General features: G+C 41.6%; 23 protein-coding genes. 14 read left to right on the top strand and 9 right to left on the bottom strand.

From position 1 onward, the window contains the following. Nucleotides 1-125 precede the first annotated feature (125 nt). Both PN470_RS15190 and PN470_RS15185 read left to right on the top strand, forming a co-directional pair. Nucleotides 126-2,453: a GUN4 domain-containing protein gene (locus tag PN470_RS15190; protein ID WP_272104755.1), complete on the top strand. Its 2,328-nt coding sequence runs from the start codon at nt 126-128 to the stop codon at nt 2,451-2,453. A gap of 151 nt (nt 2,454-2,604) precedes the next feature. Continuing rightward, on the top strand, nt 2,605-3,039 hold the full coding sequence (locus tag PN470_RS15185; protein WP_272104754.1) for an endonuclease domain-containing protein: 435 nt from the start codon (nt 2,605-2,607) through the stop codon (nt 3,037-3,039). 161 nt (nt 3,040-3,200) lie between these two features. On the opposite strand, the gene cobA is transcribed toward PN470_RS15185, so the two are convergent. From cobA to cbiT, 3 genes are read right to left on the bottom strand one after another with little or no spacing between them, the layout of a single operon-like run. Beyond that, nucleotides 3,201-4,718 carry a uroporphyrinogen-III C-methyltransferase gene (cobA, locus tag PN470_RS15180; RefSeq protein ID WP_272104753.1) on the bottom strand — a complete coding sequence of 506 codons (1,518 nt, stop codon included), beginning with the start codon at nt 4,716-4,718 and terminating at the stop codon, nt 3,201-3,203. Between the two features lie 54 nt (nt 4,719-4,772). After that, a complete protein-coding gene (locus PN470_RS15175; RefSeq protein ID WP_043997242.1) occupies nt 4,773-5,690 on the bottom strand; it encodes a phosphatidate cytidylyltransferase in 918 nt (305 codons plus the stop codon). A 42-nt stretch (nt 5,691-5,732) separates the two neighbouring features. Beyond that, nucleotides 5,733-6,323: a precorrin-6Y C5,15-methyltransferase subunit CbiT gene (gene cbiT / locus PN470_RS15170; protein ID WP_002732225.1), complete on the bottom strand. Its 591-nt coding sequence runs from the start codon at nt 6,321-6,323 to the stop codon at nt 5,733-5,735. 683 nt (nt 6,324-7,006) lie between these two features. Between cbiT and PN470_RS15165 the strand changes: the two genes are divergently transcribed. From PN470_RS15165 to PN470_RS15145, 5 genes are all read left to right on the top strand, one after another. Beyond that, nucleotides 7,007-7,771, top strand: coding sequence for a PD-(D/E)XK nuclease family protein (locus tag PN470_RS15165; RefSeq protein WP_103112222.1), 765 nt, complete (start codon nt 7,007-7,009; stop codon nt 7,769-7,771). Nucleotides 7,772-8,403: 632 nt separating this feature from the next. Next, nucleotides 8,404-9,093, top strand: coding sequence for a J domain-containing protein (locus PN470_RS15160; protein WP_103112221.1), 690 nt, complete (start codon nt 8,404-8,406; stop codon nt 9,091-9,093). Nucleotides 9,094-9,167: 74 nt separating this feature from the next. After that, nucleotides 9,168-9,779, top strand: coding sequence for a DUF3611 family protein (locus PN470_RS15155; protein WP_002733490.1), 612 nt, complete (start codon nt 9,168-9,170; stop codon nt 9,777-9,779). Nucleotides 9,780-9,781: 2 nt separating this feature from the next. After that, on the top strand, nt 9,782-10,123 hold the full coding sequence (locus tag PN470_RS15150; protein ID WP_002753579.1) for a DUF565 domain-containing protein: 342 nt from the start codon (nt 9,782-9,784) through the stop codon (nt 10,121-10,123). A 200-nt stretch (nt 10,124-10,323) separates the two neighbouring features. Continuing rightward, nucleotides 10,324-11,871 (top strand): mercuric reductase, encoded by a 1,548-nt coding sequence (locus PN470_RS15145; RefSeq protein WP_272104752.1) that lies wholly within the window; start codon nt 10,324-10,326, stop codon nt 11,869-11,871. A gap of 163 nt (nt 11,872-12,034) precedes the next feature. On the opposite strand, the gene PN470_RS15140 is transcribed toward PN470_RS15145, so the two are convergent. The 5 genes from PN470_RS15140 to PN470_RS15120 all read right to left on the bottom strand — a co-directional run bounded on the left by PN470_RS15140 (nt 12,035) and on the right by PN470_RS15120 (nt 14,300). Further along, nucleotides 12,035-12,433 (bottom strand): type II toxin-antitoxin system VapC family toxin, encoded by a 399-nt coding sequence (locus PN470_RS15140; RefSeq protein ID WP_288035564.1) that lies wholly within the window; start codon nt 12,431-12,433, stop codon nt 12,035-12,037. A 5-nt stretch (nt 12,434-12,438) separates the two neighbouring features. Next, nucleotides 12,439-12,726: a hypothetical protein gene (locus PN470_RS15135; RefSeq protein ID WP_002790029.1), complete on the bottom strand. Its 288-nt coding sequence runs from the start codon at nt 12,724-12,726 to the stop codon at nt 12,439-12,441. 187 nt (nt 12,727-12,913) lie between these two features. Beyond that, nucleotides 12,914-13,120, bottom strand: coding sequence for a type II toxin-antitoxin system HicA family toxin (locus tag PN470_RS15130; protein ID WP_002731781.1), 207 nt, complete (start codon nt 13,118-13,120; stop codon nt 12,914-12,916). Nucleotides 13,121-13,155: 35 nt separating this feature from the next. Continuing rightward, a complete protein-coding gene (locus PN470_RS15125; RefSeq protein ID WP_271936586.1) occupies nt 13,156-13,320 on the bottom strand; it encodes a type II toxin-antitoxin system HicB family antitoxin in 165 nt (54 codons plus the stop codon). A 143-nt stretch (nt 13,321-13,463) separates the two neighbouring features. After that, nucleotides 13,464-14,300 (bottom strand): hypothetical protein, encoded by an 837-nt coding sequence (locus PN470_RS15120; protein WP_271936588.1) that lies wholly within the window; start codon nt 14,298-14,300, stop codon nt 13,464-13,466. A 276-nt stretch (nt 14,301-14,576) separates the two neighbouring features. Between PN470_RS15120 and PN470_RS15115 the strand changes: the two genes are divergently transcribed. The 5 genes from PN470_RS15115 (at nt 14,577) to cysK (ending at nt 21,199) form a co-directional block, all read left to right on the top strand. Continuing rightward, the gene (locus PN470_RS15115) at nt 14,577-16,388 is read left to right on the top strand and encodes an NACHT domain-containing protein (protein WP_271936590.1); all 1,812 of its coding nucleotides are present in this window, start codon (nt 14,577-14,579) and stop codon (nt 16,386-16,388) included. A 38-nt stretch (nt 16,389-16,426) separates the two neighbouring features. Then, nucleotides 16,427-17,695 (top strand): SUMF1/EgtB/PvdO family nonheme iron enzyme, encoded by a 1,269-nt coding sequence (locus tag PN470_RS15110; RefSeq protein WP_271936593.1) that lies wholly within the window; start codon nt 16,427-16,429, stop codon nt 17,693-17,695. Between the two features lie 282 nt (nt 17,696-17,977). After that, complete coding sequence (locus tag PN470_RS15105; protein WP_002753609.1) at nt 17,978-18,277, top strand: hypothetical protein; 300 nt, start codon at nt 17,978-17,980, stop codon at nt 18,275-18,277. After that, on the top strand, nt 18,252-18,614 hold the full coding sequence (locus PN470_RS15100; RefSeq protein WP_002753611.1) for a DUF5615 family PIN-like protein: 363 nt from the start codon (nt 18,252-18,254) through the stop codon (nt 18,612-18,614). Before PN470_RS15105 ends, PN470_RS15100 begins: the two co-directional genes overlap by 26 nt. 1,625 nt (nt 18,615-20,239) lie before the next feature. After that, entirely contained in the window at nt 20,240-21,199 is a 960-nt protein-coding gene (gene cysK, locus PN470_RS15095) for a cysteine synthase A (protein WP_002734500.1), read from the top strand. A 69-nt stretch (nt 21,200-21,268) separates the two neighbouring features. Here cysK and PN470_RS15090 read toward each other — a convergent pair whose 3' ends face one another. After that, nucleotides 21,269-21,985 (bottom strand): hypothetical protein, encoded by a 717-nt coding sequence (locus tag PN470_RS15090; protein ID WP_194033074.1) that lies wholly within the window; start codon nt 21,983-21,985, stop codon nt 21,269-21,271. 416 nt (nt 21,986-22,401) lie between these two features. On the opposite strand from PN470_RS15090, the gene PN470_RS15085 reads away from it, so the two are divergent. Both PN470_RS15085 and PN470_RS15080 read left to right on the top strand, forming a co-directional pair. Beyond that, a complete protein-coding gene (locus tag PN470_RS15085) occupies nt 22,402-23,085 on the top strand; it encodes a hypothetical protein (RefSeq protein ID WP_271936599.1) in 684 nt (227 codons plus the stop codon). 41 nt (nt 23,086-23,126) lie between these two features. After that, nucleotides 23,127-24,158: a hypothetical protein gene (locus tag PN470_RS15080; RefSeq protein ID WP_271936601.1), complete on the top strand. Its 1,032-nt coding sequence runs from the start codon at nt 23,127-23,129 to the stop codon at nt 24,156-24,158. The last annotated feature ends 22 nt before the right edge of the window (nt 24,159-24,180 follow it).

Here is a 24,180-nt window from a genome sequence, read left to right as displayed (position 1 = left end):
TTATTAAGGCGGGATTAAGGGGGGATCGGCACCCCCCTTATCAAGGGGGGCAGGGGGGATCGAACCCAAAATCTATCTTCAATAGAGTTCTAATATAATTAGAGGAGGTTGATCAAAGGGGGTTTATGGACGATAAAACCACAAAGCCGGAAGAATCCGAATCTGAACAGAAAAAAGAATCAGATTTTGACCAGGAAAAGCAACAGGCTCAAGTTTGGACGGGAAAAATCACTGCTTTTGTTGCCCATCAACTCCGAACCTCCGCTCCTTCCCTTCCAATTATCGGGGGTAGCATTACAGGCGGCTTAACTTGGCTTAGTCAACATGACACGGTTAAGACGATTATTGTCGGGGGAGTCACTTTTATCGTCGCGGGCTTTTTTACCTACGGATCAGCCTGGAGTCAAGGGTTTTTAGAAATAGCAAGAACCAAAGGTAAAAATCATGGTAAAGGTACAGCTTTAAGCTTTTTTGTTTGGCTAGACAAAAGACTGGAAAAAATACGTTGGCAATTAGCTAATCCTGACGGGAAATATTTAATTAAATTACGGGATTCAGATTGTCGTTATGATGATATTGAAGGGATTGAAGATGCAATCTTTGGTTTTTCTACCCCAGAACTAGAAGAAATTTTTATTAATTTGGATCTGAGTCAATTAGAACTGCGCTCAGAAGAAGAATCTAAAGGTACGGGGGATGATATTTGGGATTTATTGCGACGGGCTAAAAAGAGGACAAATTTACGGTTGTTAATTCTGGCTCCTGGTGGACGAGGAAAAACAACTTTATTGCGTCATTTAGCCTATAACTACGCTCTAAAACAACCCAAACAAAATGCACCTTTTTTAATTCCTGTCTTTTTACGTTTACGGAGATGGCAGGAAGTGATTACCACCACAGAAGGATTGGATTTACCAACCTTAATTGAGCGACATCTTAAACAAGATATTTCTCAAGAATTAGATTTACCTCAGAACTGGGCTAAAAGTCATTTAACCCGTCAGCGAATGTTAGTGATGTTTGATGGTTTTGATGAAGTTAAACCCGAATATGCCGAAAAAGTCAGTCAATGGATTGGCAAACAGTGGCAAGATTTTCGCCAAAACTATTTTATTTTAACTTCTCGTCCGAAAGGCTATCAAGCGTTTAGCTCTGAGCATAAACCTCGGCAAAAGGTGTTTATTAATGAATTTACCGATAAAAATATTCGGGATTTTGTGTATAAATGGTATTTCTGGCAAGAGCAGGAAACCAGAGTTAGCAGAAGTTTAAAAGCTAAACAAGAAGCTGCCGATAATAAAGCAAAGGATTTAATTAATCAGTTATTTGCTCTCGATGATTCCGGGGAAAGTTCTACTCTATTAGCCTTAGCGAGAAATCCCTTAAATCTGAATATGATAGTACAGTTACATCGGGCAAACTTTGGCTCGGGACAAAAATTACCTCAGCAACGAGTGGATTTATTTCGCCGAATTTTTGATCTGCAATTGATCACTCGCCCTCAAGCTAGGGGCATTGATATGATTTTAGATAACAATGAGGAAAATCATCGTCAACTGGTATTGCAACAGTTAGCCCTGAAAATGGGAAATACAACCACGATTGAATATTCGGAATTACTGAGTTCTATACAAAATTTTATTCAGGAATTGGGTTATCCTGAAAGCACTTCGGCTAAGGATTTTGTAGAGCGGTTAATTCATGTGAGTGAGTTAATTTTGAAAAAGGATGAATACTATGAGTTTGCCCATAATCTTTTTCAGTCCTATTTAATCGCTTTGGAAGTTAAACGGTTAAAACAAGAAAATTTACTCAAGGAAAATTGGGAGCAAAATCTCTGGTACGAGGCTTGCATTATGTATGCCACTTTATTGACTAATCCGACTGATTTTATTGTTCATTTTTATAATAAAGAAGATAATCCTAAAGCTCAGGGATTAGCGGAGCGATGTTATCGAGAATTACCTGTTAAAAAACGTCGAGGTTTGGAATTTTTAGAACAAAAACGACAGACTTCTCTCTTTACTCAACTAGAAACCTATCTGAAAAATGGGCAATGGCGCGAGGCCGATGAGGAAACGGCGCGGTTAATGTTGTTAATTGCTAAGAGGGAAGATGAAGGCTGGCTAGATGAAGAAAGCATTAACAACTTTCCCTGTGAAGAGTTACGCACGATTGATAAGCTCTGGGTAGATAATAGCCGCGGCAAATTTGGCTTTTCTGTGCAGAAAAAAGTCTGGCTGGATTGCGGTGGTGTCCCAGGGGAATACGATTATGATGTGTATGAAAAATTTGCCGACGAGGTGGGTTGGCGCAGGAGCGGAAACTGGTTGAGCTATGATGAGCTAACTTTTTTATTAGATGGAAGTGAAAAGGCACTCCTACCGATAGGCGCATTTAGGAGGACGCGCAAAATAATTGGTGGTACTCTTTTCTCGCGCAGCGACTTGTAACCTGTAATATATCACAGACTTATACATCTTAAACCAGTAAAAAGCCCCCCTTATCAAGGGGGGTTGGGGGGATCAAACCTATGCAATTAACCCATCATCTTAAACCAGTAAAAAGCCCCCCTTATCAAGGGGGGTTGGGGGGATCAAACCTATGCAATTAACCAATCATCATCATCTACCCTACAATCCCAAACTCGTAGAACGAGCTAAAGAACTCCGTAAAAATATGACCAAAGCTGAAAGAAAACTTTGGTATGAATACTTAAAAAATTTTCAATATAGAGTTCATCGTCAAAGACCGATTGATCAATTTATTGTTGACTTTTATTGCCCCGAATTAAAATTAGTGATTGAAATTGATGGTGATAGTCATAATAGGGAAGATGCTCAAGCCTATGACTTAGAAAGAACCCAAATTTTATCAGGTTATGGATTAACAGTAATCCGCTTTACTAATCAAGAAGTTTTGAGTAATTTTGAGGGAGTTTGTGGAGTAATTGGAAGTTTGATCCCCCCAACCCCCCTTGATAAGGGGGGCTTTGATCCCTCCTTATTAAGGGGCTTTGATCCCCCCAACCCCCCTTGATAAGGGGGGCTTTGATCCTTCTTGATAAGGGGCTTTGATCCCCCCAACCCCCCTTGATAAGGGGGGCTTTGATCCTTCTTGATAAGGGGCTTTGATCCTTCTTGATAAGGGGGGCTTTGATCCTCCGAATCCGGGCTGCCGCAAATACGGCGCTGAAAATGTCAGGTCTTACTCCACTCGATTAAAGCGCTAGTCAATCCTTCTAGGGTATATTCTCGCGCCTCGATATCAACACGACCAAATAACTCTTGACAGGTTTTTGAAGTTTGCGGACCGATAGAAGCCAGACAAACTTTTTCTAAGAGGGAATTAACCGATAATTCTGCCGTTTCTTGCAGCAATAACCGATAAAAATTCTGGACGGTTTTGGAACTGGCAAAGGTGACTATATCGACTTTCCCATCTCGAAACGCTTCCCAGATGCCACTATCCATGCGTGCCGGACATCCGGAATAATATGCGGCCACTTCCGTCACCTGACCAGCTTTGGCCGTTAATTCCTTAACTAATATCTCTCTGCCTCCCGTTTCCACGCGAGGAAAGAGGAATTTTTGCCCCCTAATCGGGTCGGGAAACTCGTTTACCAAGGCATCGGCGACAAAATCCCCTGGGATAAAATCTGCGTTTAATCCTCGTGAGTGCAAAACTTGGCTGGTTTTTTTACCCACCACGGCGATTTTTACAGTCGCTAAAGCCCTAGCATCTTTTCCCCAAAATGTCAAGCGATCGAAGAAAAAATTAACAGCATTGGCAGAAGTTAAAATCAGCCAATCAAACTCTTTTAACTGAGCGATGGCATCGTCTAAACCTTGCCAACGGTCGGGGGGACGAATCTCTAAAGCGGGCATTTCCAGGACTTCTGCGCCTTGATTTTGCAAAATTTCGCTAAATTGACTCGTTTGCTCGGCGGCACGGGTAATAACAATTGTTTTACCGCCTAGGGGTGGGGGAGAGGACATAATCGCCAGATCCACAACTTGACCAATGACCATAATAGAGGGTGAGAGGGACACCCCGGCGGTTTGAGCGAGAATATTTTCTAAAGTGCCGCGCCAAATTTGTTGATCCTTGCGTCCCGCCTGACGGATAATAGCGATCGAGTCGTGAATATTCCGCCCATTTTGGCATAATTTCTCGATAATTTGCCCTAAAGACTGACCGGCCATCAATAGCACAAGTGTATCAATTTTAGCTAAGGCTGACCAATCGAGAGACTCGGGATCGTGAGCGCTCAAGACCGCAAAACAGCGACTAATATCCTTTTCCGTCAGGGGAATTCCGGCCAATAAAGGAGCGGCTAAAGCGGAGGAAATACCGGTTATCAATTCAAAATCACAGCCAGCCTGCTTTAGGGCTAACATTTCAGGATATACTCGCCCAAAAACTCCCGGATCACCACTTTTAAGCCGAATAACTCGTTTTCCCTCTTGACAATAATTAACCAGTATCCGATTAATCTGATTCTGCTCGGCCCCGGGTTGTCCCCCCCGTTTGCCTACATCGACTAAAATACAGGTTTTCGGCACTAGGGAGAAGATTTGACTATCCACTAGGGCATCATACAGCAAAACCTCGGCCGTGGCTAAAATTGCTCGCGCTTGCAGGGTGAGAAAACTACTCTGACCGATTCCCGCACCGAGAAGATAAACTTTACCCCGGGGATGGACGACTGCTGACATAATCGCAAATTTGGGTTTAATCTTTAATTTAGCACTTGGAGAAGATGCAAATTACTAACGCAACCAGGGCAGCAGTAAAGTGACGAAATAATATACTAGGGGAGCGGTGAAGACATAACTATCGGTGCGATCAAGTATACCACCGTGACCGGGGATTAACTGCCCGGAATCCTTGACCCCGGCATCGCGTTTCATCATCGATTCGGTCAAATCGCCCAATAAACTGACAATACCAATTAATAAGCCCAAAAATAAGCCCGTCAGCTGCCAATAGGGCCAATCTAAATACCAAGCACCCAAATCGGCCACCGCTATACTGCCTAAAATGCCAAAAAAGGAACCTTCCACGGTTTTTTTGGGACTAATCAGCGATAAACTGGTTTTCCCTAACCATTTTCCCATGATATAAGCTCCGATATCGGCGGCCCAAATGCAACCGAAAGCTAGAAAAGTCACCGTCAAAGCGGCCGGGAATAATTTCGGTTCCATCCAGGATTCCGGCCAATATCCCATCAGGGGTAAGTTACTGGCCATAGCCACGGGACCACTTTCGGGAGAAAAACCGACGCGTAAACGAATCCAATAACTGGGTAAGTAACCACCGTAAAACAGACCGAGAATTGAGGTGGAAATGTCGGCAATTGTCGCCATTTTTGGCTGAAAGAGCAGATAAAAACAAATTAACGCTCCGGCCAGGGGAAACATGGCATCGGTGAGGGGGGCTGCCATAGTTGCCGTCAGTAGTAATAATTGGGAAACTACGAGAGTGGTTTTAGCGGCCGGTTCAATGCCTTTAGCGCGAACTAAGCGAAAATACTCTAATTGTCCCAAAAAGACGATAACACCGATGCCGAGGGTGAAATACCAACCCCCAACGATAATAATTCCCAGTGCGAAGGCAATAGCAAAAATAGCGCTGACAATGCGTGGCCAAGGCATGGTTAATCCAGAGAAATTAGGCGGCATTGTCATAATTATATAGATTAAGAAAACTTTATGGAAGGTTATCCCCAATTAAAGTTTATCGCCGCTCAGGATAAACATGGGATCAACGGCGGCAAAAACTTGGTGAATACCCCTAGTTTCTAGGCGATTTACTGCCGCTTGGACAATCTCGATATTACGCGCCTGTAAATTAGAAAAACCTTCGGAAAATTGATAGAGGGTTTCTAAATTATTGGCCGTAGCCACGATGCGGCCATTGGGTTTCAGGTATTGCCACACTTCTTGCAGGACCGATTTAATCGGTTTGCCGCCCTCGATACAGACGCGATCGGGTGCGAGGGATATATTGGGCAGACAATCGGGTGCGCTGCCTTCAAAAACGGTGACATTTTTTACCCCGAAGCGATCGCAATTACGGCGGATTAAACTGGCCACTTCTTCATCCCTTTCAATGGCAATAATCGGACTATTGGGGCATAATAAGCCAATTTCAACGGGAATAGTGCCGGTTCCTGCTCCTATATCCCAGAAAACCCCCCCATCACCTAACCGCAAAGCGGAAATCATCAATAATCTCACCTCGCGTTTACTCAGGGGAATCCCGGGCAAACGTTCAAACAGTTCATCGGGAATACCGGGGGTTTTATATAACCAAGTCATGGGGGGTCAATTATTGAGAAGCTTCACTACCAAGCATTATTATATAAGTTTGTCAAATTTTCTTTATTAAGTAAACAGGGACTTTTATAGGCATAAAACCCTGATTATAGCTCTAACAAGCTATTGTCTGTCATTAAGCTAAGACGTATTTTAACCCCCGATCCTTAGATTAGGTCAATCTCTCCCAATCCCTTTACTGTTGCAAGAGTGCCACAGTGCCTCATCTCAACAAGCAATTTAAATAGGCGGGCAGCTGATCTTAATGATGAGATAGGAAGTTTTTGTTTTGGCGGGTCAGTCGTCGGTCATCAACACCAAATTAGGTTACACTTCATCTTTATGGGAAAGGCCGTCATGATCCTTTTTCTTAAGCATAGATTGTCCTAATCAATTTCTTTTGGTATTGTCTATCAAATGTTACTAAATACTCTGGCTATTCAACCTTCCTAGCATCTGTCAGCCAAAAACCATAGACTAACTCCTGTTTTATCAACGATAACTCTAAGTGGCTGGTTATAATTAAATTAAAAATGGATTTTAGGTTCGATCCCCCCCGCCCCCCTTGATAAGGGGGGTGCCGATAGGCGGGGGGATCTACCCTTGATAATGGGGGTGCCGATCCCCCCTTAATCCCCCCTTAATAAGGGGGGCATCTGAAAGTTTTTAATACCTATCTAGTTATCATGTCTAATATCTATCGTCTTGCCCAGGGCCATTTAAACCTATTGGAAACCTGTCCACCGAGATTTCAAAAAGTCTATCTAGAGCAACTTAACACACCGGCTGACCCCGGGCAATTGGAGAGGCAAGAATGGGGCAGTCAGTTTCACCTATTATTACAGCAGCGGGAATTAGGGCTACCGATCATGTCCCTATTACGCGAAAATGAACAGTTAGAACATTGTTTAACAGCCCTATTAAAGGCCGCCCCGGCAATTGCCCAAAATCCGGGAGAAGCTAATCGAGAAGCGGAACATTGTCGCAGTTTAACTGTGGGTAATTATTTATTAACGGTTATCTATGATTTAATTTTACTAGAGAGCGATCGAGCGGTAATTTTTGACTGGAAAACCTACTTAAAACCTATCGATGCCGACAAACTAGCCAAAAATTGGCAGACCAGACTTTATCTGTATGTGTTGGCAGAAACTTCTGCTTATCCTCCTGATAGTTTATCGATGACCTATTGGTTTGTGCAGTTACCCCACAACCCCGAACAAATTACTTTTAACTATAATCGCAAACTACACCAAGGGACAGGACGGGATTTACGCCGTTTATTGAAGGATCTCGATCGCTATCTATCAGCATACCAAAATGATTTAGTCGATTTTCCCCATCGTCCCGATTGTCAACTTCATTGTCCCTATTATCTTACACAAGAGCGATCGGGCCAAATAGACTTACCCTCGATCGATGATATCCCTGAAATCAATCCTTTTGTCTAATTATTGCCAATTTTGTCAGATCAGAATTATAAATTCTCAACTCTGAATTCTGAAGATTATTTTTATTTATTCTCCCTTCTCCCCCACTTCCCACTTCCCACTTCCCCACTTCCTAATTCATACTTTGTGCTTTTTGTCAAAAAAACTTTTTCTTTGTAATAAAACTACATAAAAAAAAGATCATCGTTGTGGGTGAAATTGACTAATTTACCCGTCTTAATTAGGATTACCTTGTAGGTGTGGCAAGGGTTTCAACCATTGCTGTCCAAAAAAGCACAGAATAGCCCACTGTGAAATTCTATCAAATCGCTGTAACCATTGTAAAATCGTTGTTAAATAAAAATATTTCTCAATTAATTCTTAAGAATTTATAAATATTGCGGAATGTTAATTTAAATATTCTCAAGTTTTCGGAGTCAATAGATAATTTTTGCTTATCTTTGTCCAACATGGGGTTAGAAGTCAGGAGTCGGGAGTCAGAAGTCAGTATTCAGGAGACAGGAGATTATTTTTATGTATTCTTCCCACACCCCACACCCCGCCTCCCCACTTTCCCACTCTCGACAATTCCCCTTCTCTGCCGCGTTAACCATGGTCGATAATAATAAAAGACAGATCGATCGCTTGCGCTCATGACCGGCAACCACTACCAAACCTTAGAAATCAGCCATAAATCGACCCCTGACGAGATTAAACGGGCCTATCGGCGTTTAGCCAGACAATTCCATCCCGATAGTCAAAACGATAGTGCCAGTCACGATAAAATCGTCGCTATTAACGCCGCCTACGAGATCCTAAGCGATCCGAGACTAAGAAAGGACTACGATAACCAACTAATCGCCAATTCTCCCGAAAAACGCGCCCAACGCACCGCCACCGCCCAGGCAAATTACCATCGTTACAAAGAAGCAGTCCAGGAAGACGAAGCCCTGGTCAAACAGTGGTATAACCAGACCTATAGCCCGATTAATCGCCTGATCGGTCAAATTATCCGGCCTCTCAAAGGTCAGATCGATCACCTATCCGCCGATCCCTTCGATGATCAGTTAATGGCTGTTTTTCAAGACTATCTAGAAACCTGTCGCCAAAATCTCGATCGAGCCAAAACCCTCTTTTGCCAACGGCCCAACCCTGCCAAAATGGCCAAAGTGGCCGCTTCTCTTTACTACTGTCTCAATCATCTCACTGATGGACTAGAAGAATTAGAAACCTTTACCCTTAACTACGATGATCGCTCTCTCCACACCGGTCAAGAAATGTTTCGCATGGCCCAGCGTTTACAGGTAGAAGCTAAACAGATAGCCAGTCAGTGCCAAAATTAAATCTCTAGCCATGGGCAAAAAAAAAGACGAAAATAGATCAAGACCAGATTTACCCAATCCCTAGCTTAACCCCGATGAGAGACAAACAATCAGAAATTACCAATATATCCACCCCTAGAGATTCTGATCTTTATTCCTTGCCTCCCGCCGTCCAACGGGCTGCTAATATCCTTTTACGTCAGGGAAGAATCGGTTTTTGGACGCAGATTGTCCTAGGCGTAATTTCAGGGGTTTTATTGCTCATTGCTACCGCTAGTTTATTAGGGACGAGACAACGCACTTCCGGTATTGAAATCGGTGTTTTATGTGCCATTGGTGGGGCTTGTTTCTTGGTAGTTGCCATTTTCTTTTCCTCTCGTTACATGAAAATTGCCCGTCAAATGTTGGGGGGAGATCAAGATAGTCGCCCGAAAAAATCCGATACTATTCAGTTAATCCGTCAGGGTTTAATCGCTAATATTATCGGGATGTTTTTAACCATTTTGGGAGCGCAAGCCTTGGCAGGAATCGTCTTAATTAAATCCCTCAATGTTCCCCAAGGTACTTTTAATGTTGCCTCTAACCCCAGTCAATTTGTTAATTCCGTTGACCTGTTAATTGTGCAGGCTAATACTAATACAATTCTCGCGCACTTTACTGGTATTGTTACCTCTTTGTGGCTTCTTAATCGTATTACTTCTAAATAAATATGACCATGCAACGCACCCGTTTAAGTACGCTGGCTAATGTCACCAGCAGTCGATTTAATAGCTTTTTTGGTAATCCTTGGCGGCGGATTTCCCTCCAGATAATTTGTGTTTTATTTGGAGTTTTTTCTGGGCAAGCAATTGTCACTACTGCTGGCCAAACTGCTCAATGGGATGTCACCGCTGCCGGTTTATTACTGCTGTTTACGGAGGCGACTAGCCGGATTGTTTATCGAAAAAGTTCCCAGGCTAAACCAGCACCGATTCTGCGAGAATCTTTCAATTTACTAAAAATTGGTATCACCTATAGTTTATTTCTAGAAGCCTTTAAAATTGGCTCTTAAATCCCCAATTCAAAAATGAAACGGACGACTCCTTAAGAGTTGACAGAGAAAGTCTCATCAGGTTTTGTCGGATTAATACAACAACAACTAACATAGAACCAAGAAACTTACTCTACCAACTTGGTCAAGAGGGAAATTTATTGACTATAAACTACAGAATAAAGGCGGTAACTGCGCCTAGGGAGTCGAGGTAGTTCACTATGTTTCAAAATAGCTCCAGTGAAGTTAGTATTCTCCCCATGGACGAACATAATCAAAAATTAGTTAATTATGTTCATCCTGCCGATTGGCTCAATCCCCAACCCCAAGATTGTTATGATTTAGTTGTCATTGGTGGGGGTACTGCGGGTTTAGTCGTAGCGGCGGGGGCGGCGGGTTTAGAGATAGGTTTAAAAGTGGCTTTAGTGGAAAAACACTTAATGGGGGGAGATTGCCTCAATTTCGGTTGTATTCCTTCTAAATGTTTGATTCGTTCCTCTAGAATTATCGGGGAAATTGAGAAAGCCAAAAAATTGGGAATTGATATTGGAGATACTAGAGTAGATTTTGCCAGAGTAATGACCAGAATGCGGCAAATTCGCGCCGATATTAGCCATAATGATTCGGTGCAACGTTTCCAAAAACTAGGTATCGATGTCTTCTTGGGTAGCGCTCGTTTTTTAGGACAAAATGCTGTGGAAGTGACGGGAAAAACCCTCGATTATAAAAAAGCTGTCATTGCCACTGGTGCTGGGGCCTTTCATCCCGATATCCCCGGACTAAAAGAGGCGGGATTTTATACCAATGAAACAATTTTTTCCCTAACAGAATTGCCTCCCCGATTAGCTGTTATCGGTGGCGGGCCGATTGGTTGTGAATTAGCCCAAGCTTTTCAACGGTTAGGCGCACAGGTGATTTTATTTCATAATTATTCCCATCTTTTGAATAAAGAAGACCCAGAAGCAGCCGAAATTATTGAGAATACTTTCCTGCGGGAAGGAATGCAATTAATTCTCTCTTGCCAAATTGAACGGGTGACAAAAAATGAGCGGGGTAAAACGATTGAATATACTAGCAACGGCCAGGGAGCAACTATCACCGTTGATGAGATTTTAGTCGCTGCCGGCCGGGAGCCTAATGTGTCAGGATTAAATTTAGAAGCGGTGGCCGTGGAATACGATACTCGTCGGGGAGTCAAAGTTAATGATTATCTGCAAACTACTAACCCGAAAATTTATGCGGCCGGTGATATCTGTATGGATTGGAAATTTACCCATGCTGCCGATGCAGCCGCCCGTATTGTGATTAAAAATACTCTCTTTTCTCCCTTCGGTTTCGGACGCGATAAGCTCAGTAATTTAGTTATGCCTTGGGTCACTTATACCGACCCAGAAATTGCTCGTGTGGGCATGGATGAAACCCAAGCACAGACCCGGGGATTGGTCACTAATACTATTAAAATTCCTTTGAGTATAGTCGATCGAGCTATCGCTGATGGCGAAACGGACGGTTTTTTAAAAATTATTCACAAACAAGGTTCCGACCAAATTTTAGGAGCCACTATCGTCGCCTCCCACGCCGGTGAGATGATTTCCGAAATTACCACCGCTATGGTTGCCAAAATCGGATTGAGTAAACTCTCTACTGTTATTCATCCCTATCCCACCCAAGCGGAAGCGATTAAAAAGGCCGCCGATGCCTATCGTCGAACTCTCTTGACTCCTAATAGTCAAAAACTCTTGGAATTGTTGAGTAAATTATCCCGTTAAAATCAATGATTGCCACCGGAGAACTGCGGCAGAACTTTGAACAATTCTGGCGGGAAGCAGCCGCACAGTTGGGAAACGCCCAATCCCTCACCGAACGGAGGCCGGGGAAATGGCAAGAGTACCAGTTGGAGAAATACCAACCCCTGACGCAGCTCTGCCCTTTTTAGAATACAAGTAAACGGTGAAAACCTTCTTGCTCAAAATGGCGATCGGTGGTTAATGCTTCATTAATATTGAACTGACGCATCAATAAAAAGCTAACTGCATCACATAAGGAATAAGTCTTATCTTGCCGTGCCATCAATAGTTTGACCGCAGCACGATGTAAAGGCTCTTCTATCCAAACTGTCTCGATATCTGGATTTTCTAGCAAATCGGTGATAAATTCTAGGGTAGCTAAACGCGGGTAACGCCGAACTTGAGCTAGAGCAACTAACTCTGCTAAAACGTAACTGTGGGTGATGCTTTTACCTGCACTATCTAACAATTGGACAGCTTCTTCATGTCCTGGTTGATCACGATAGACATAGCAAAGTAACCCAGAATTATCGAGGAGTATCACCGATTTCATGTCTCCTCATGAGTATCTCCATACTCTCTCCCTAAGTCAGCATCAATGCTTTCATTATCTGCTCCTGTCGGATAGCCGCTAATTGAGCCAGCGTGCGCTCGAAAGCGTTGACGTGCTGCTTCTTTTTCCGCTTCCGTGCGTTGGTCTTTATTTTTGTTCAAGCGATACTGTCGCTCTAGGGAAGTTGTTACTAATTCTGACAGGTCGATACCTAATATTTTAGCTTGCTGTTGCAAGGCGGCATAGACTTCATCGCTCAATTCTAGGGTTAAGACTTGACTCATTTGGCTGTACCTTCATTGTGGCTATTGATTAGATTAATTTCTTTTTTAACTCTTTGACCATTATAACCTCGGACATCAGCTTGTCTCTTCACAGTAGCACTGTAGGGTGGGTTAGTGACAGCGTAACCCACCGCATATTAGGAAATTGATGGTGCGTTACATTAACATTAACGCACCCTACGAAAGCTTATAAGTCATCTTCCGATAATCGAGCTATTTTCATAATTGATTTTAAAGTTCCAATTTTTAAGTCCTGATTGCGGTGTACAGGAATAGATAGAATTTTATCTTCATCCTCCTTTTCATAAATATGGTGACTACTGGTAATTTTTTTGAGTATCCAACCTTTTTTTTCGACAATTTTACAGAGTTTTTTCCTTGATATTGATTTCATACAGCAATTTCAATCACTTCTGACCTAGATTCAGGTTATTTGCTTTCATTGGCAACTTCTAACCAGCCTTGTATGGCATCTTGGAGGTTATCGACAACTTCGTCCATACTATCTCCTTCTGTTATACAACCGGGCAGAGCGGGAACTTCAGCCCAGTAACCGCCTTCTTCGGCTGGATGAATAATAGCTTTGATTTTCATCAGGTTCAGAATTTTTGAAAACTTATCTCTTATTTTAATATCAATATGGAAGTTGGGTTTCCTTGCGTCAACCCAACCTACAGGCTGACTGTTACAGATTACGGCTTCGATGGTATCGGCTAAGTAGTGCGTTTTCAGCCTTGTCAGGAAAACAGGGCTGGAAATTTTCGATTCAATACAGGTATCACTTGTCCTGTACTCAGCCAATATAAGGGTTCAATCAGGTTATAGGGTTGCCATTTCTCCGAATCTCTGAGAACTGACAGGAACTCCCCGTGAATGATGCGGTTTGCCCGATTAGGACGCGGATCATTTTCTCCTAGCACTCCAAATGAAGAAATAGCGAAAAATTTTAAATTTTCTTTTGGTATTCTTCTCCTTAATATATCTGTGGTTCTTGGTAAATGAATTTCAAATAAATCAGACTCAGGATTAAGTCTTCCTGGCCAAAGCTCTATTCTTTCACATTTACTCATTGCTACTGCTAAGCGAAAGTTTTTCATTCTTTTATATTCGTCGATTAGTTTAGTTAGATTCTCCACAATACGACTATATTGTCTATCACATTCTTCTCGCTGCCATGCTGGCAACAAAATCAGACATCCTACTACATCAGGACTTAAATATTCTTGCCAAAATTCTCTGTACCAAGGGTGCAGGTGCATACTAGGTTCATCAATCTCTCCTGGATAATCTTTAAAAACTAGATATAGATCTAGCTCGGTTTTAGAAAATCTTCTTTTTATTTTTATGCCGAAACAAACCTCTATTGGGATGACTGTTGGTGAAAATTCCCCCTCTAAAAGAATATTTTTCGCTTGATATTGAAGTCTAAGCGCACCATCATCACGAGGGTGAATCTCATAATCTCTCTTTTCTTGCAGAACATCCTTCAGCTTTGGCCAATAAGATAATCCAGCTAAATAAGTCGTTTTTCCAGATGCTCTAGGTCCGATAATTACAATATTGTTGCTACCCATATCAAGAAAATTGCTGAATATCTGCTACTGTAACTTAAACAAAAAACAAATCGATAAAAGTCTCAACCCCAAGTAGGGATTGGGATTTACTTCGAGAAACCCAAAATCGCTGAAACCTAGATATATCAAGGAAACTAGCAGATCAAGGTTAACGTATTGTCCCGTAAGGGTTTGAGCCTTTCCGTCTGACCGAAAATGCCTAAGTCCCACTACTTGGATTCATTTTACAGAAGATCGCATAAAATAGGAAGAAAAGCCTTTTCAGCAATGCCACCGATGCAGAAACTTACACAGCGTTTAGTTCAGTGGATACCTTTTGGTACAGCTTCCCTATGGACGCTGGATTCTGTTAAACAAGGATTGACGCAGGGAGAGTGGACACAAACTCTGATTCCAACCTTCGTAACGGCGTGTTCGTCTCTCTGGGTTAAGTTTAGTGGCAAGTTTATGGAAACCCTAGAGGAAGAAGCAGAAAGACGAGGGGAAACGAGTGCTCAAACGTTGATTAGGACAATTAATAATATACCATCTAACTTGATACAACTGCGGTCAAAACGAAACTTCCTTAACAAATATTACCAGCAACTCATCTACATCTGTCGGGACTATCTTACCCAGGGATTGGATAAAGACCGCATCTTGAAGTTGGAAAAGGTATTTGTCCCACTCAAGATGGCGACCAAAGAGGCAGTACAGGTCGATCCCAAAATGATTCAGGCGGTAGATAGAAGCGCCAAGAACCCCAAAGAAAAGCAAATTTGGGACTTTTTAGCAGCCATGCAAAATGAAGCAGCTTTCCGTCCCATAGTTATTTTAGGCGCACCGGGGTCAGGGAAGACGACTTTACTCAGGCACATTGCCCTAACTTATGCTACCCAATCTCAACGCAAGATTCACCCGCAAGCACCAAAACTGATTCCCGTGTTGCTGTATCTTAGAGAGGTGAGTCAGGAAATTGAGTTGAGTCAGGAAATTGCCGCTCATAAATTGACTTTACCAGAGTTAATTACCCAACAAATTAAAGGACAACGTAAGATTGATCCCCTCAACCCACCGTTACATTGGTTTGCGGATAAATTACGTCAAAAACAATGTTTGGTACTGTTAGATGGATTGGATGAAGTTGCAGATGAAACTCAGCGCCAGAAAGTTAAAAATTGGGTAGATGAACAGATTCAAACATATCCTGATACGCTTTTTTTGCTAACCTCTAGACCTTACGGTTATAGAAGTGCGCCGCTACAAGAAAGTGTAACTGTGCTAGAGGTAAAACCGTTCAACCTTAAACAAATGCAGCAGTTTGTTAATAACTGGTATTTACAGACAGAAATTATTAGTCGTGCGGGGGAAGAAGATTTAGGGGTGCGTGAAGAGGCGAGAGAACAAGCTGAGGATTTAATTGCGCGTATCCTCAATAGTAAGCCTTTAGCAGATATGGCAGTAAATCCTTTACTACTAACCATGATTGCCACTGTACACCGGAGGGGAAGTGCTTTACCCGGTAAGAGAGTAGAACTATACAAAGAAATTTGTCAAGTATTATTAGAAAAGCGACACCGTGCTAAAAAACTTGCTATTCCCTTAATAGCCACACAAAAGCAAGCTGTATTACAAGTGTTGGCGTTGATGTTAATGCAGAATAACACCAGGGAGTTTAAATTATCAGAAAAAGCACCGTTGATTCAAGCTAAATTAAGAGAAGTAGCGAGTAGTGAAATTACAGCAGAGGAGTTTATTAAGCAGGTGAGAGATGTCTGTGGTTTGTTGGTGGAGAAAGAGAATGATGTCTATGAATTCGCTCATTTGAGTTTTCAAGAATATTTAGCAGCAGTTGAAATCAAAGAAACTCAGCAAGAGAAGCTATTACTTGACAATATTAATCACTCTTGGTGGCACGAAACTATTCGTCTTTATGCGGCTCAAAGTAATGCCACTAATATAATTAGTGCTATATTGAACATGGAAGAACCGACTGTTGACACAATGGCACTTGCTTATGAATGTCGAGATGAAGGCTTAAGTGTTGATGAATATGTCAAAAATAAATTAGATGCTAAATTAGAAGAGGATTTAGAAAGTCATCCATGAGTTATAAATTATGAATTGTAAATTATCAAATTTGAATTATGAAAGACACATTTAAACAAGCAGCTAATGTTCTCTTAAAAAGGAGGCTAAATAATTTGTTGCGTATTGATAATAATCTATTCATTGATAAGAGTTATATTACTTGTGCCGAATATCAGTTGTTTATTGATGAGAAGAGAGAATTAGGTGAAAGTTATCAACCCGAACACTGGAAAGGTTATAGATTTCCACCTGGATATGCTCAAAAGCCAATTACTGGAATAAGAGCAAGTGATGCAGAAAAATTTTGTGAATGGCTGACCCAAAAACAGTCGGAATTAGGATTTAGATACAGAATACCTACATTAACTGAAATAGAAGAACATCCAGCCCCAGAAAAGCAAATAGGATGTTGGGTAAAAGATGGAGAAAAAAAGAGAATTTATGGCATAGAAAAAGTTGAATGGCAACAATGGCAAATGAATTTGTTTGACTTGATCATTTCTACAAAGAATCCTCTAAAGAAGCTGGATATCATTTCTACAAAGAATCCTCTAAAGAAGCTGGATATCATTTCCATTTCCCTGGAAAAACTCGTTCTTGATCTAATGTTTAACTTGATCGTTTCTACAAAGAATCCTCTAAAGAAGCTGGATATCATTTCCCTAAAAAATCTTTCTCTTGATCTAACAGTTGATCTTAATTCTGTTCTTAATAACGTCCTTAATCCTAAGTTTAATTCTGACCTTAACCCCAAGCTTACTTCTGAATTAAACAGTGCTTTTAATCTCAGACTTAATCAAGTTATTAAAAACAATCTTGGTTATATTCTCGACTGTCTAATCGACAACGTTAATGACCGTAATCTTGATAGCATTCTTGAATATTTGCTTACCTCTGACCTTAATTGTAATTTATATCAGACTCTCTACTCTGTCCTTAACTCTAACCCCAATCGCATTGCTGATCGTGACCTATATAGTATTGTCTATAACTTACTTAACCCCGATCTTAATATTATTCTCGAATACGAACTTAACCATAAAGGCAATTGCGTTGTTGATTTATTTCGGTTTTATTCACTATTAGTATTTCTTATACTTTATTTATTATCAAATATTTATGATGCAGCCCTCAAAAATAATCAGGCTCTACGAGATGTAAAACTAACTGATACTAAATGTCAAAAATTGAGTAATCTTTATGCTGCCAAAAGCTATGAAGCTTTTAATCTTTATGCTTTCTTAAGATTGATAACTGAACGACAAACAGGACAAATGCCAGCTTGGGAAGGAATTCGGATTGTGAGGGAGAGAGTATCGCTTTGACAATCTAGTGCCAACAGACAATCCAAAATCCAAAATCCAAAATAAATATCACTTACCTGACCCGACTAGATCGGTTTGGGACTTTAGAATCGGGTTTTTTTAGTCAAGATAAGCAGTCTTGTAGCGTGGGTTAAGCGATGGCCAACCCCAACCTCAAAAGTACTGAGGACGATCGTCAAACACTATATCCCAACTAGCGATTCACAGGGGAAGGAGTCTCAGGTGGTTTCCCCTGTTTTAATCGGATAAACTAGGGATACCAGCTTTCATCAAGGCATCAGCATGACTACCAACGTAGCGAAAACTCAATGGCAATATTTAGAGAAGCGTCCTCATTCCTGGCGACAACAGCTTTGTTTTCAAGGCAGGAGGCTGAAAGCTTTTGATGTCTGGTCAGATATGATTGTCAATGACATGACTCCTCAAGAAGCAGCCCTTAATTGGGAGTTACCCCTAGCTGCCATCTATGAAGCAATTGACTATTGCGAGACGAATCAGCAGCTACTCAAGCAAGAAGCAGAAGAAGAACGCCACCGTCTGGAAGCAAAGGGGATTAGTGTTGAGCCTAAGATTATTGCTTGATGAGGACTCGCAAGCCCAACTTCTGGTTAAGTTACTTACGGCTGCCGGTCATGACGTACTGACGATCAATGAAATTGGTTTGGCTGGATGCACAGATAATGTCGTACTTGACTATGCCATACAGGAAAATCGGATTCTGCTAACTCATAACTGCGATGACTTTGAAGAGTTGCACCAAGCGAATCCAAGCCATTCGCGGATATTCGCGGTTTACCGTAACGCTAACCTCTTAAAAAATATGGGCTTCAAGGCAATTGTCAAGGCAATCGCCAATCTCGAAACTGCTAACGTCCCCCTTGCTAATCAGTTCATCTCCCTGAACCACTGGAACTATTAATTCTGGTTTGTCTCGATCTTGTCACACATCTTAACTTAATCTCTCCCTAACTATTGAAAACAAAAATACACTCTACCCCCCCGCACAGTATCCTACGCTACAATTTAATAAATCTTTACATTATTCTCCCTGACTAGGGATTCACATCGGATTTACACACCCTCGCCCAATATTTCGTCAAAACTTACCGAAAAATTGGGTTTAAAGCCTCGCCCTTTTAGGGCGACTTTATATGATGTATGCTCTTAAGAATAGGGGGCCGGGTAAGCAACCGCTTAAAAAACCCAGTCATCGCCGGATGAACGCACCGTTCAGACCTCGGCGTGAGCTTTTGTCGAACGCTGAGATCAGGGCAGCGCGGTCAAAAACGACATCGGTAAGATTGCCAACCAAATTATGATGGCTGTCACCTTGCATCGGGAAACCATTTTGATGCCAGAGGAAAGAAAAGAGGGTCATCAGTTGTCAGATTTGCGTTTTCAGTCCACTGATTACTGGAAAAGCTTCCCAACTCCCACTCTGCAATAACTACTGGCAGCCAGAAATAGGTTGGGTACTTATCATACTTTGTGCTTTTTGTCAAAAAAACTTTTTTTTTGCAATAAAACTACACAAAAAGAAGATCATCGTTGTGGGTGAAATTGACTGATTTACCCGTCTTAATTAGGATTACCTTGTAGGTGTGGCAAGGGTTTCAACCATTGCTGTTCAAAAAAGCACACAATAACCCACTATGAAATTCTATCAAATCGCTGTAACCATTGTAAAATCGTTGTTAAATAAAAATCTTTCTCAATTAATTCTTAAGAATTTATAAATATTGCGGAATGTTAATTTAAATATTCTCAAGTTTTTGGAGTTAGTAGATAATTTTTGCTTATCTTTGTTGAAAAATAGAACTCCTACAAAAATCCAACATCTACCATGGGGTTAGGAGATAGGATTCAGGAGACGGGATTCAGGAGATAGGAGATAGGAGTCAGGAGTCAGTAGTCAGTAAGAATTGCGGCAATTTACATTTCTCAAGATAGACAACAGAATTTATGTCCGACTACTTATCAGTTATCAGTAATCAGCGAGGTTGAATTATCGCTTTTTTCTCAAAAATTTGGATAGTATCTCAGCATATTTTAGTGAGTTAGCCATAGCAAAGTAACCTACTTTTCAGAATTTAAAAGTTAGTAGCTGATGCTATCACCTGACATTAACTGCTGCCATTCAGAATCCTGCTGATAGTGGTCAAGCATAGACACAGCCTGCCCTTCAAGGATACGCCTGCACTCAATCAATGGTAACTTGAGAAAAGCCAGACGTTGCTCTAGGGATAAAGCTTGTTCTTCAGGGGTTAAATAAGACGGATTAGCCTCTTTCACCAGTGGGAAAACCTTCAGTTTGTCAGAAAAATCCCATTCCTATCATATCTAGATTTTATAGCACATCCTCTCAAGCTAGGCGGACTGATTAAAGAAACAAAGGAAAATGGAAATTTTGCCGATCTAGGGCTGGCCTTTGCTATAAGTGAGCTATATAGCGCCTCCTTGGCTAGTGAGGAAATTCTCAAACGCTAAAGCTGAGAACTTACCGCTATAACTAAGCACACGAATCACCCAGACTGAGAAAATATCATGCGTATCGCTCACGATGTCACCGAATTGGTTGGCCGCACACCTTTAGTACAATTGAATCGGATTCCCCAAGCGGAGGGCTGTCTTGGCCGAATTGTGATGAAATTAGAAGGGATGAATCCCGCTGCTTCCGTCAAAGACCGCATTGGCACTCACATGATTAATAGTGCCGAAAAAGCGGGTTTAATCAATCCAGAAACCACGGTTTTAGTGGAACCCACCTCTGGCAATACGGGAATTGCCCTCGCGATGACTGCGGCAGCTAAGGGTTATCGCTTGATTTTAACTATGCCGGAAACGATGAGTTTAGAGCGCCGGGCGATGTTAAAAGCCTACGGTGCTACCCTAGAACTTACCCCCGGTTCCCAAGGCATGAAAGGGGCAATTTTACGCGCGCAGCAAATTGTCGATAGTATCCCCGGGGCTTATATGTTGCAACAATTTCGCAACCCTTCTAACCCAGAAATTCACCGTCTCACCACTGCTGAGGAAATTTGGCAAGACACCGACGGACAGGTAGATTTTATTGTTGCGGGTGTGGGTACTGGAGGCACGATTACGGGAGTCGCTGAAGTGATTAAATCTCGTAAACCTAGTTTTCAAGTAGTCGCGGTGGAACCTTTCAATAGTCCGGTGATTTCTGGTGGTAATCCCGGTCCCCATAAAATTCAGGGTATCGGTGCGGGTTTTATTCCGGAAGTTTTACGCACAGATCTGATTGATGAGGTAATTACTGTCAGTGATGAGGAAGCTTTTCAATTTGGTCGTCGTTTGGCAAAAGAAGAGGGTTTACTTTCGGGGATTTCTTCCGGTGCCAATCTTTGTGCCGCAATTCAACTGGCCCAACGACCGGAAAATGAGGGTAAATTAATTGTGGTGATTCAGCCTAGTTTTGGAGAACGTTATCTGAGTACGCTGATGTTCCAAAATATCGAGGAGCGCGAGTTAACTTTGGTGTAAAAAAATATCCTCCTCAGCCTCTAGCAGTCAGCTTTAGTTGAGGGCTGATTGCTAATAGCAGAGAGCTTTTTAATCATATTTCAAGAGGGATTTTTTCACCTGTAGGGGTATTTGTAAAGGTTGCGGTTTGATTGCTTCTTTGCCAGAAAAATTATCCAATAAAGCCGATCGCACTTGTGCATCGGTTTCTCGCGAGAGAAGATAACGAAAGTATTCTTGACATTGTTCTCGACGACTAGGGGAAAGTTCCATTTCACTTAAACGTCGGACGGCCATTAAGCGCATTAAGGGATCATTGACTGTTAATTTTTCTAACCAGCGATCGAAGTTTTTTGACTCATTTTCACCGCGATGGTCGAGAAAATGCCATCCTAGCAGGATTAAAGTCAAAACCGTGCCAAATCCTTGCAAAATTGAGGCCAGGGCCAACCAGCGATTTTCGGCATAGGTCCAAATTGCCACAGCGAGATAGGTGGCTAAACTGCCTAAACCGCCACAGACTACCGCTAAAGTTAACTTACCGCTATCGGCACTGAAAAAAGCACGCCCCCACAGCCACAGCGATGGCCAGTTTTGACCCTGGAGATGGTAAACTCCAATCATCGCCCCCACCCCGGTTAAAGTGGCCAAAACTAGCTGCCAATTCCACGCCCAGAGGATCAAAAAACTAGCACAAGCTGCCGCCCATGTCAAGAATTGACGGGTTTTTTTTGCGGCGAGAGTTTTGATGACTCGACGCTGCAGAGCGGGGGAAAAATAGGGAGGAAGGCGGAATACTGAAGACACGGGAAGTTTTTCACTGAGGGTTTGATGATCACTATAGCCTGTTCTCAGGCAGACAGATCATTTTTCTCGGTAAAAATCCTTGTGGGAAAAGAGCGAAGTGCTAGGGTGGCCTAAAATTGCGATCGAGAATCGGCTAAAGTTCAGATTGGCGAGCTAAAGTGTTAGGATGGTTTTCAATCAAACTCAACTTTTTTTATTAATAAATAGCCGAACAATATTCTGTAAACTTATATACAGAAACCTAAAGAAATATGTTAATTTGCCGTCTTTAGGGCAGTAAATTCTGATAGACGATCTAGAGTAGTAAGTATAAGTACCGCACCTAATTTTACCCAGTCACGCCAGCTATCTAACTCATCTATTTCACTTCCGAACAGAGTTAGAACTTTCTTTGTTACGTTCTGAGAGGCAAAAAAATGACTACTCAACTACAACAAAAAGCCGAACTTGAAATCGTCACCTTGAACCCTGTTTACGGAGTTAACTATAACAAGGGTTACATCGGTTTTACCTATGACGGAACAAATCCAGTTGGTCGAGGAATTGCTTATTTTACTAAGTGGGATAAAATGAGCAATATTTATGCTACTCACGCTCTCATCGTTACGGGTGAAAATACCTGTATTGAAGCGAATGCTGGCACGAATATGGTAGAAGAAAATCCTCTAGAACCCTATTTTCAACCTTCTAATTGCCAAATTTTCTTCCGCAAACCCAAAGATTTAACTGATGAGATTGCAGAGCGTATTGTTGAGATTCTCAAACCAGAATTAGGTAAAAAATATGACTATAAACTAATCCTAGCTCATGCCTTTTCTGGAAGTTTACCCGGTCAGATACTCAGTCTTTTATCACGGCAAAAAATCAAAAAATTACTGTCTGAAGCTCTCAACTGTCCTGATAAATGGATTTGTAGTGAGTTAGCAGCTTACGCTTTAGATGAGCAACCTGAATACCGAGATATCGGAGTTCTGATCAATCCTAATTCTACCATTAATCCTCAAAAATTATTTGAAGATGATCTGATTTTTCAGGCTTGGGAAAATCAGGTTGCGGCAAAGTTTAAAGATTTAATCACCGGGACAACAGTAATTGCTTAGATGTATTACCTGCATTATTGATGCCATCAGGAGAATATCAAATGACCACGACAACTATTGGTAGAGTTCCTCTTCACGAACCGGGAAAATTACTTGATCCCTATATCAAGGACAATGATGCTTTAATTGCTCCTGCGGAGGATTTTACTATCTCGATCAATACAATTTCACTGCAACTGTATACTAAGTACAAAGGTCATTATTTAGCAGGACAGTGGGATAATAACTATTTCGCTCTTGTCAGTCAGATAGGATTAGGAGATCAAGAAACCCCTATTTTCAAGGTTCACTATCTTAATCACATCTCTGGAATGACTTTAGATGTAACAGACATTTGGGCTGAAAATGTTGCTGTAATTGAAGACTTTCAAAAAGATGAAAAATCTCAGCGATTGTATTTATCGTTTAGTAGTTTTTGTCAAGGATTAGGACGTTCTACTTTAGAACAAGTTACCAATTCATTGAAGCAAGTTGTGGGAACTGTAGGGGCGGCTTTTCCTAGTTTAATACCTTATACAACACTGGGAAGTACAGCCTTACAGGGCATTAATAATATTCTGGCAACTGTTGTTGAAGCTAGATTTCAACCCCAAGTGAAAACATCAACTTTTGGTCTTTATCCTGCTAACGTTGAGCAAAGACCTGTGATTGGAGAAGCTCCCTTACAAACAGGAGCTTATGCCTTTTTCTTTGAACCCGTTGAGATAGAAACCTTGAAAATGGGATCGAATGGGATTGTGACTTCAACTAATAATAAACCCGTCAGTCCTTACATTGTAGTTAACATCAAAAAAGGGATTACTTTAGCCCCCAGTCAAATCGAGAAAAACTTAGCCACTGAAGTATTAGAAGCTTACCACAGAACTACTAACTATCCTCTAACCACTTCTAATACTGTGATTCCCTACTTCAATGCCTTAGAAGAATTGGGTAAAACTATTCGTTTAGCTAGTTCTACTAAGCGGTATTTTGAGTTAAAACAAAAAGGTGAACGAGTGACTGAAGCGGAAGCAAAACGTCTAGAGATTCTCTTGGCTTACTTAAAGGAAAATCTCAAGAATTTTGAGCAGTAATCAATTAATTTGCATTCCCTAA

This window comes from Microcystis sp. CS-574 (assembly GCF_028329095.1).
Classification (GTDB): domain Bacteria; phylum Cyanobacteriota; class Cyanobacteriia; order Cyanobacteriales; family Microcystaceae; genus Microcystis; species Microcystis ichthyoblabe_A.
This window is presented reverse-complemented; position numbering and strand designations above follow the sequence as displayed.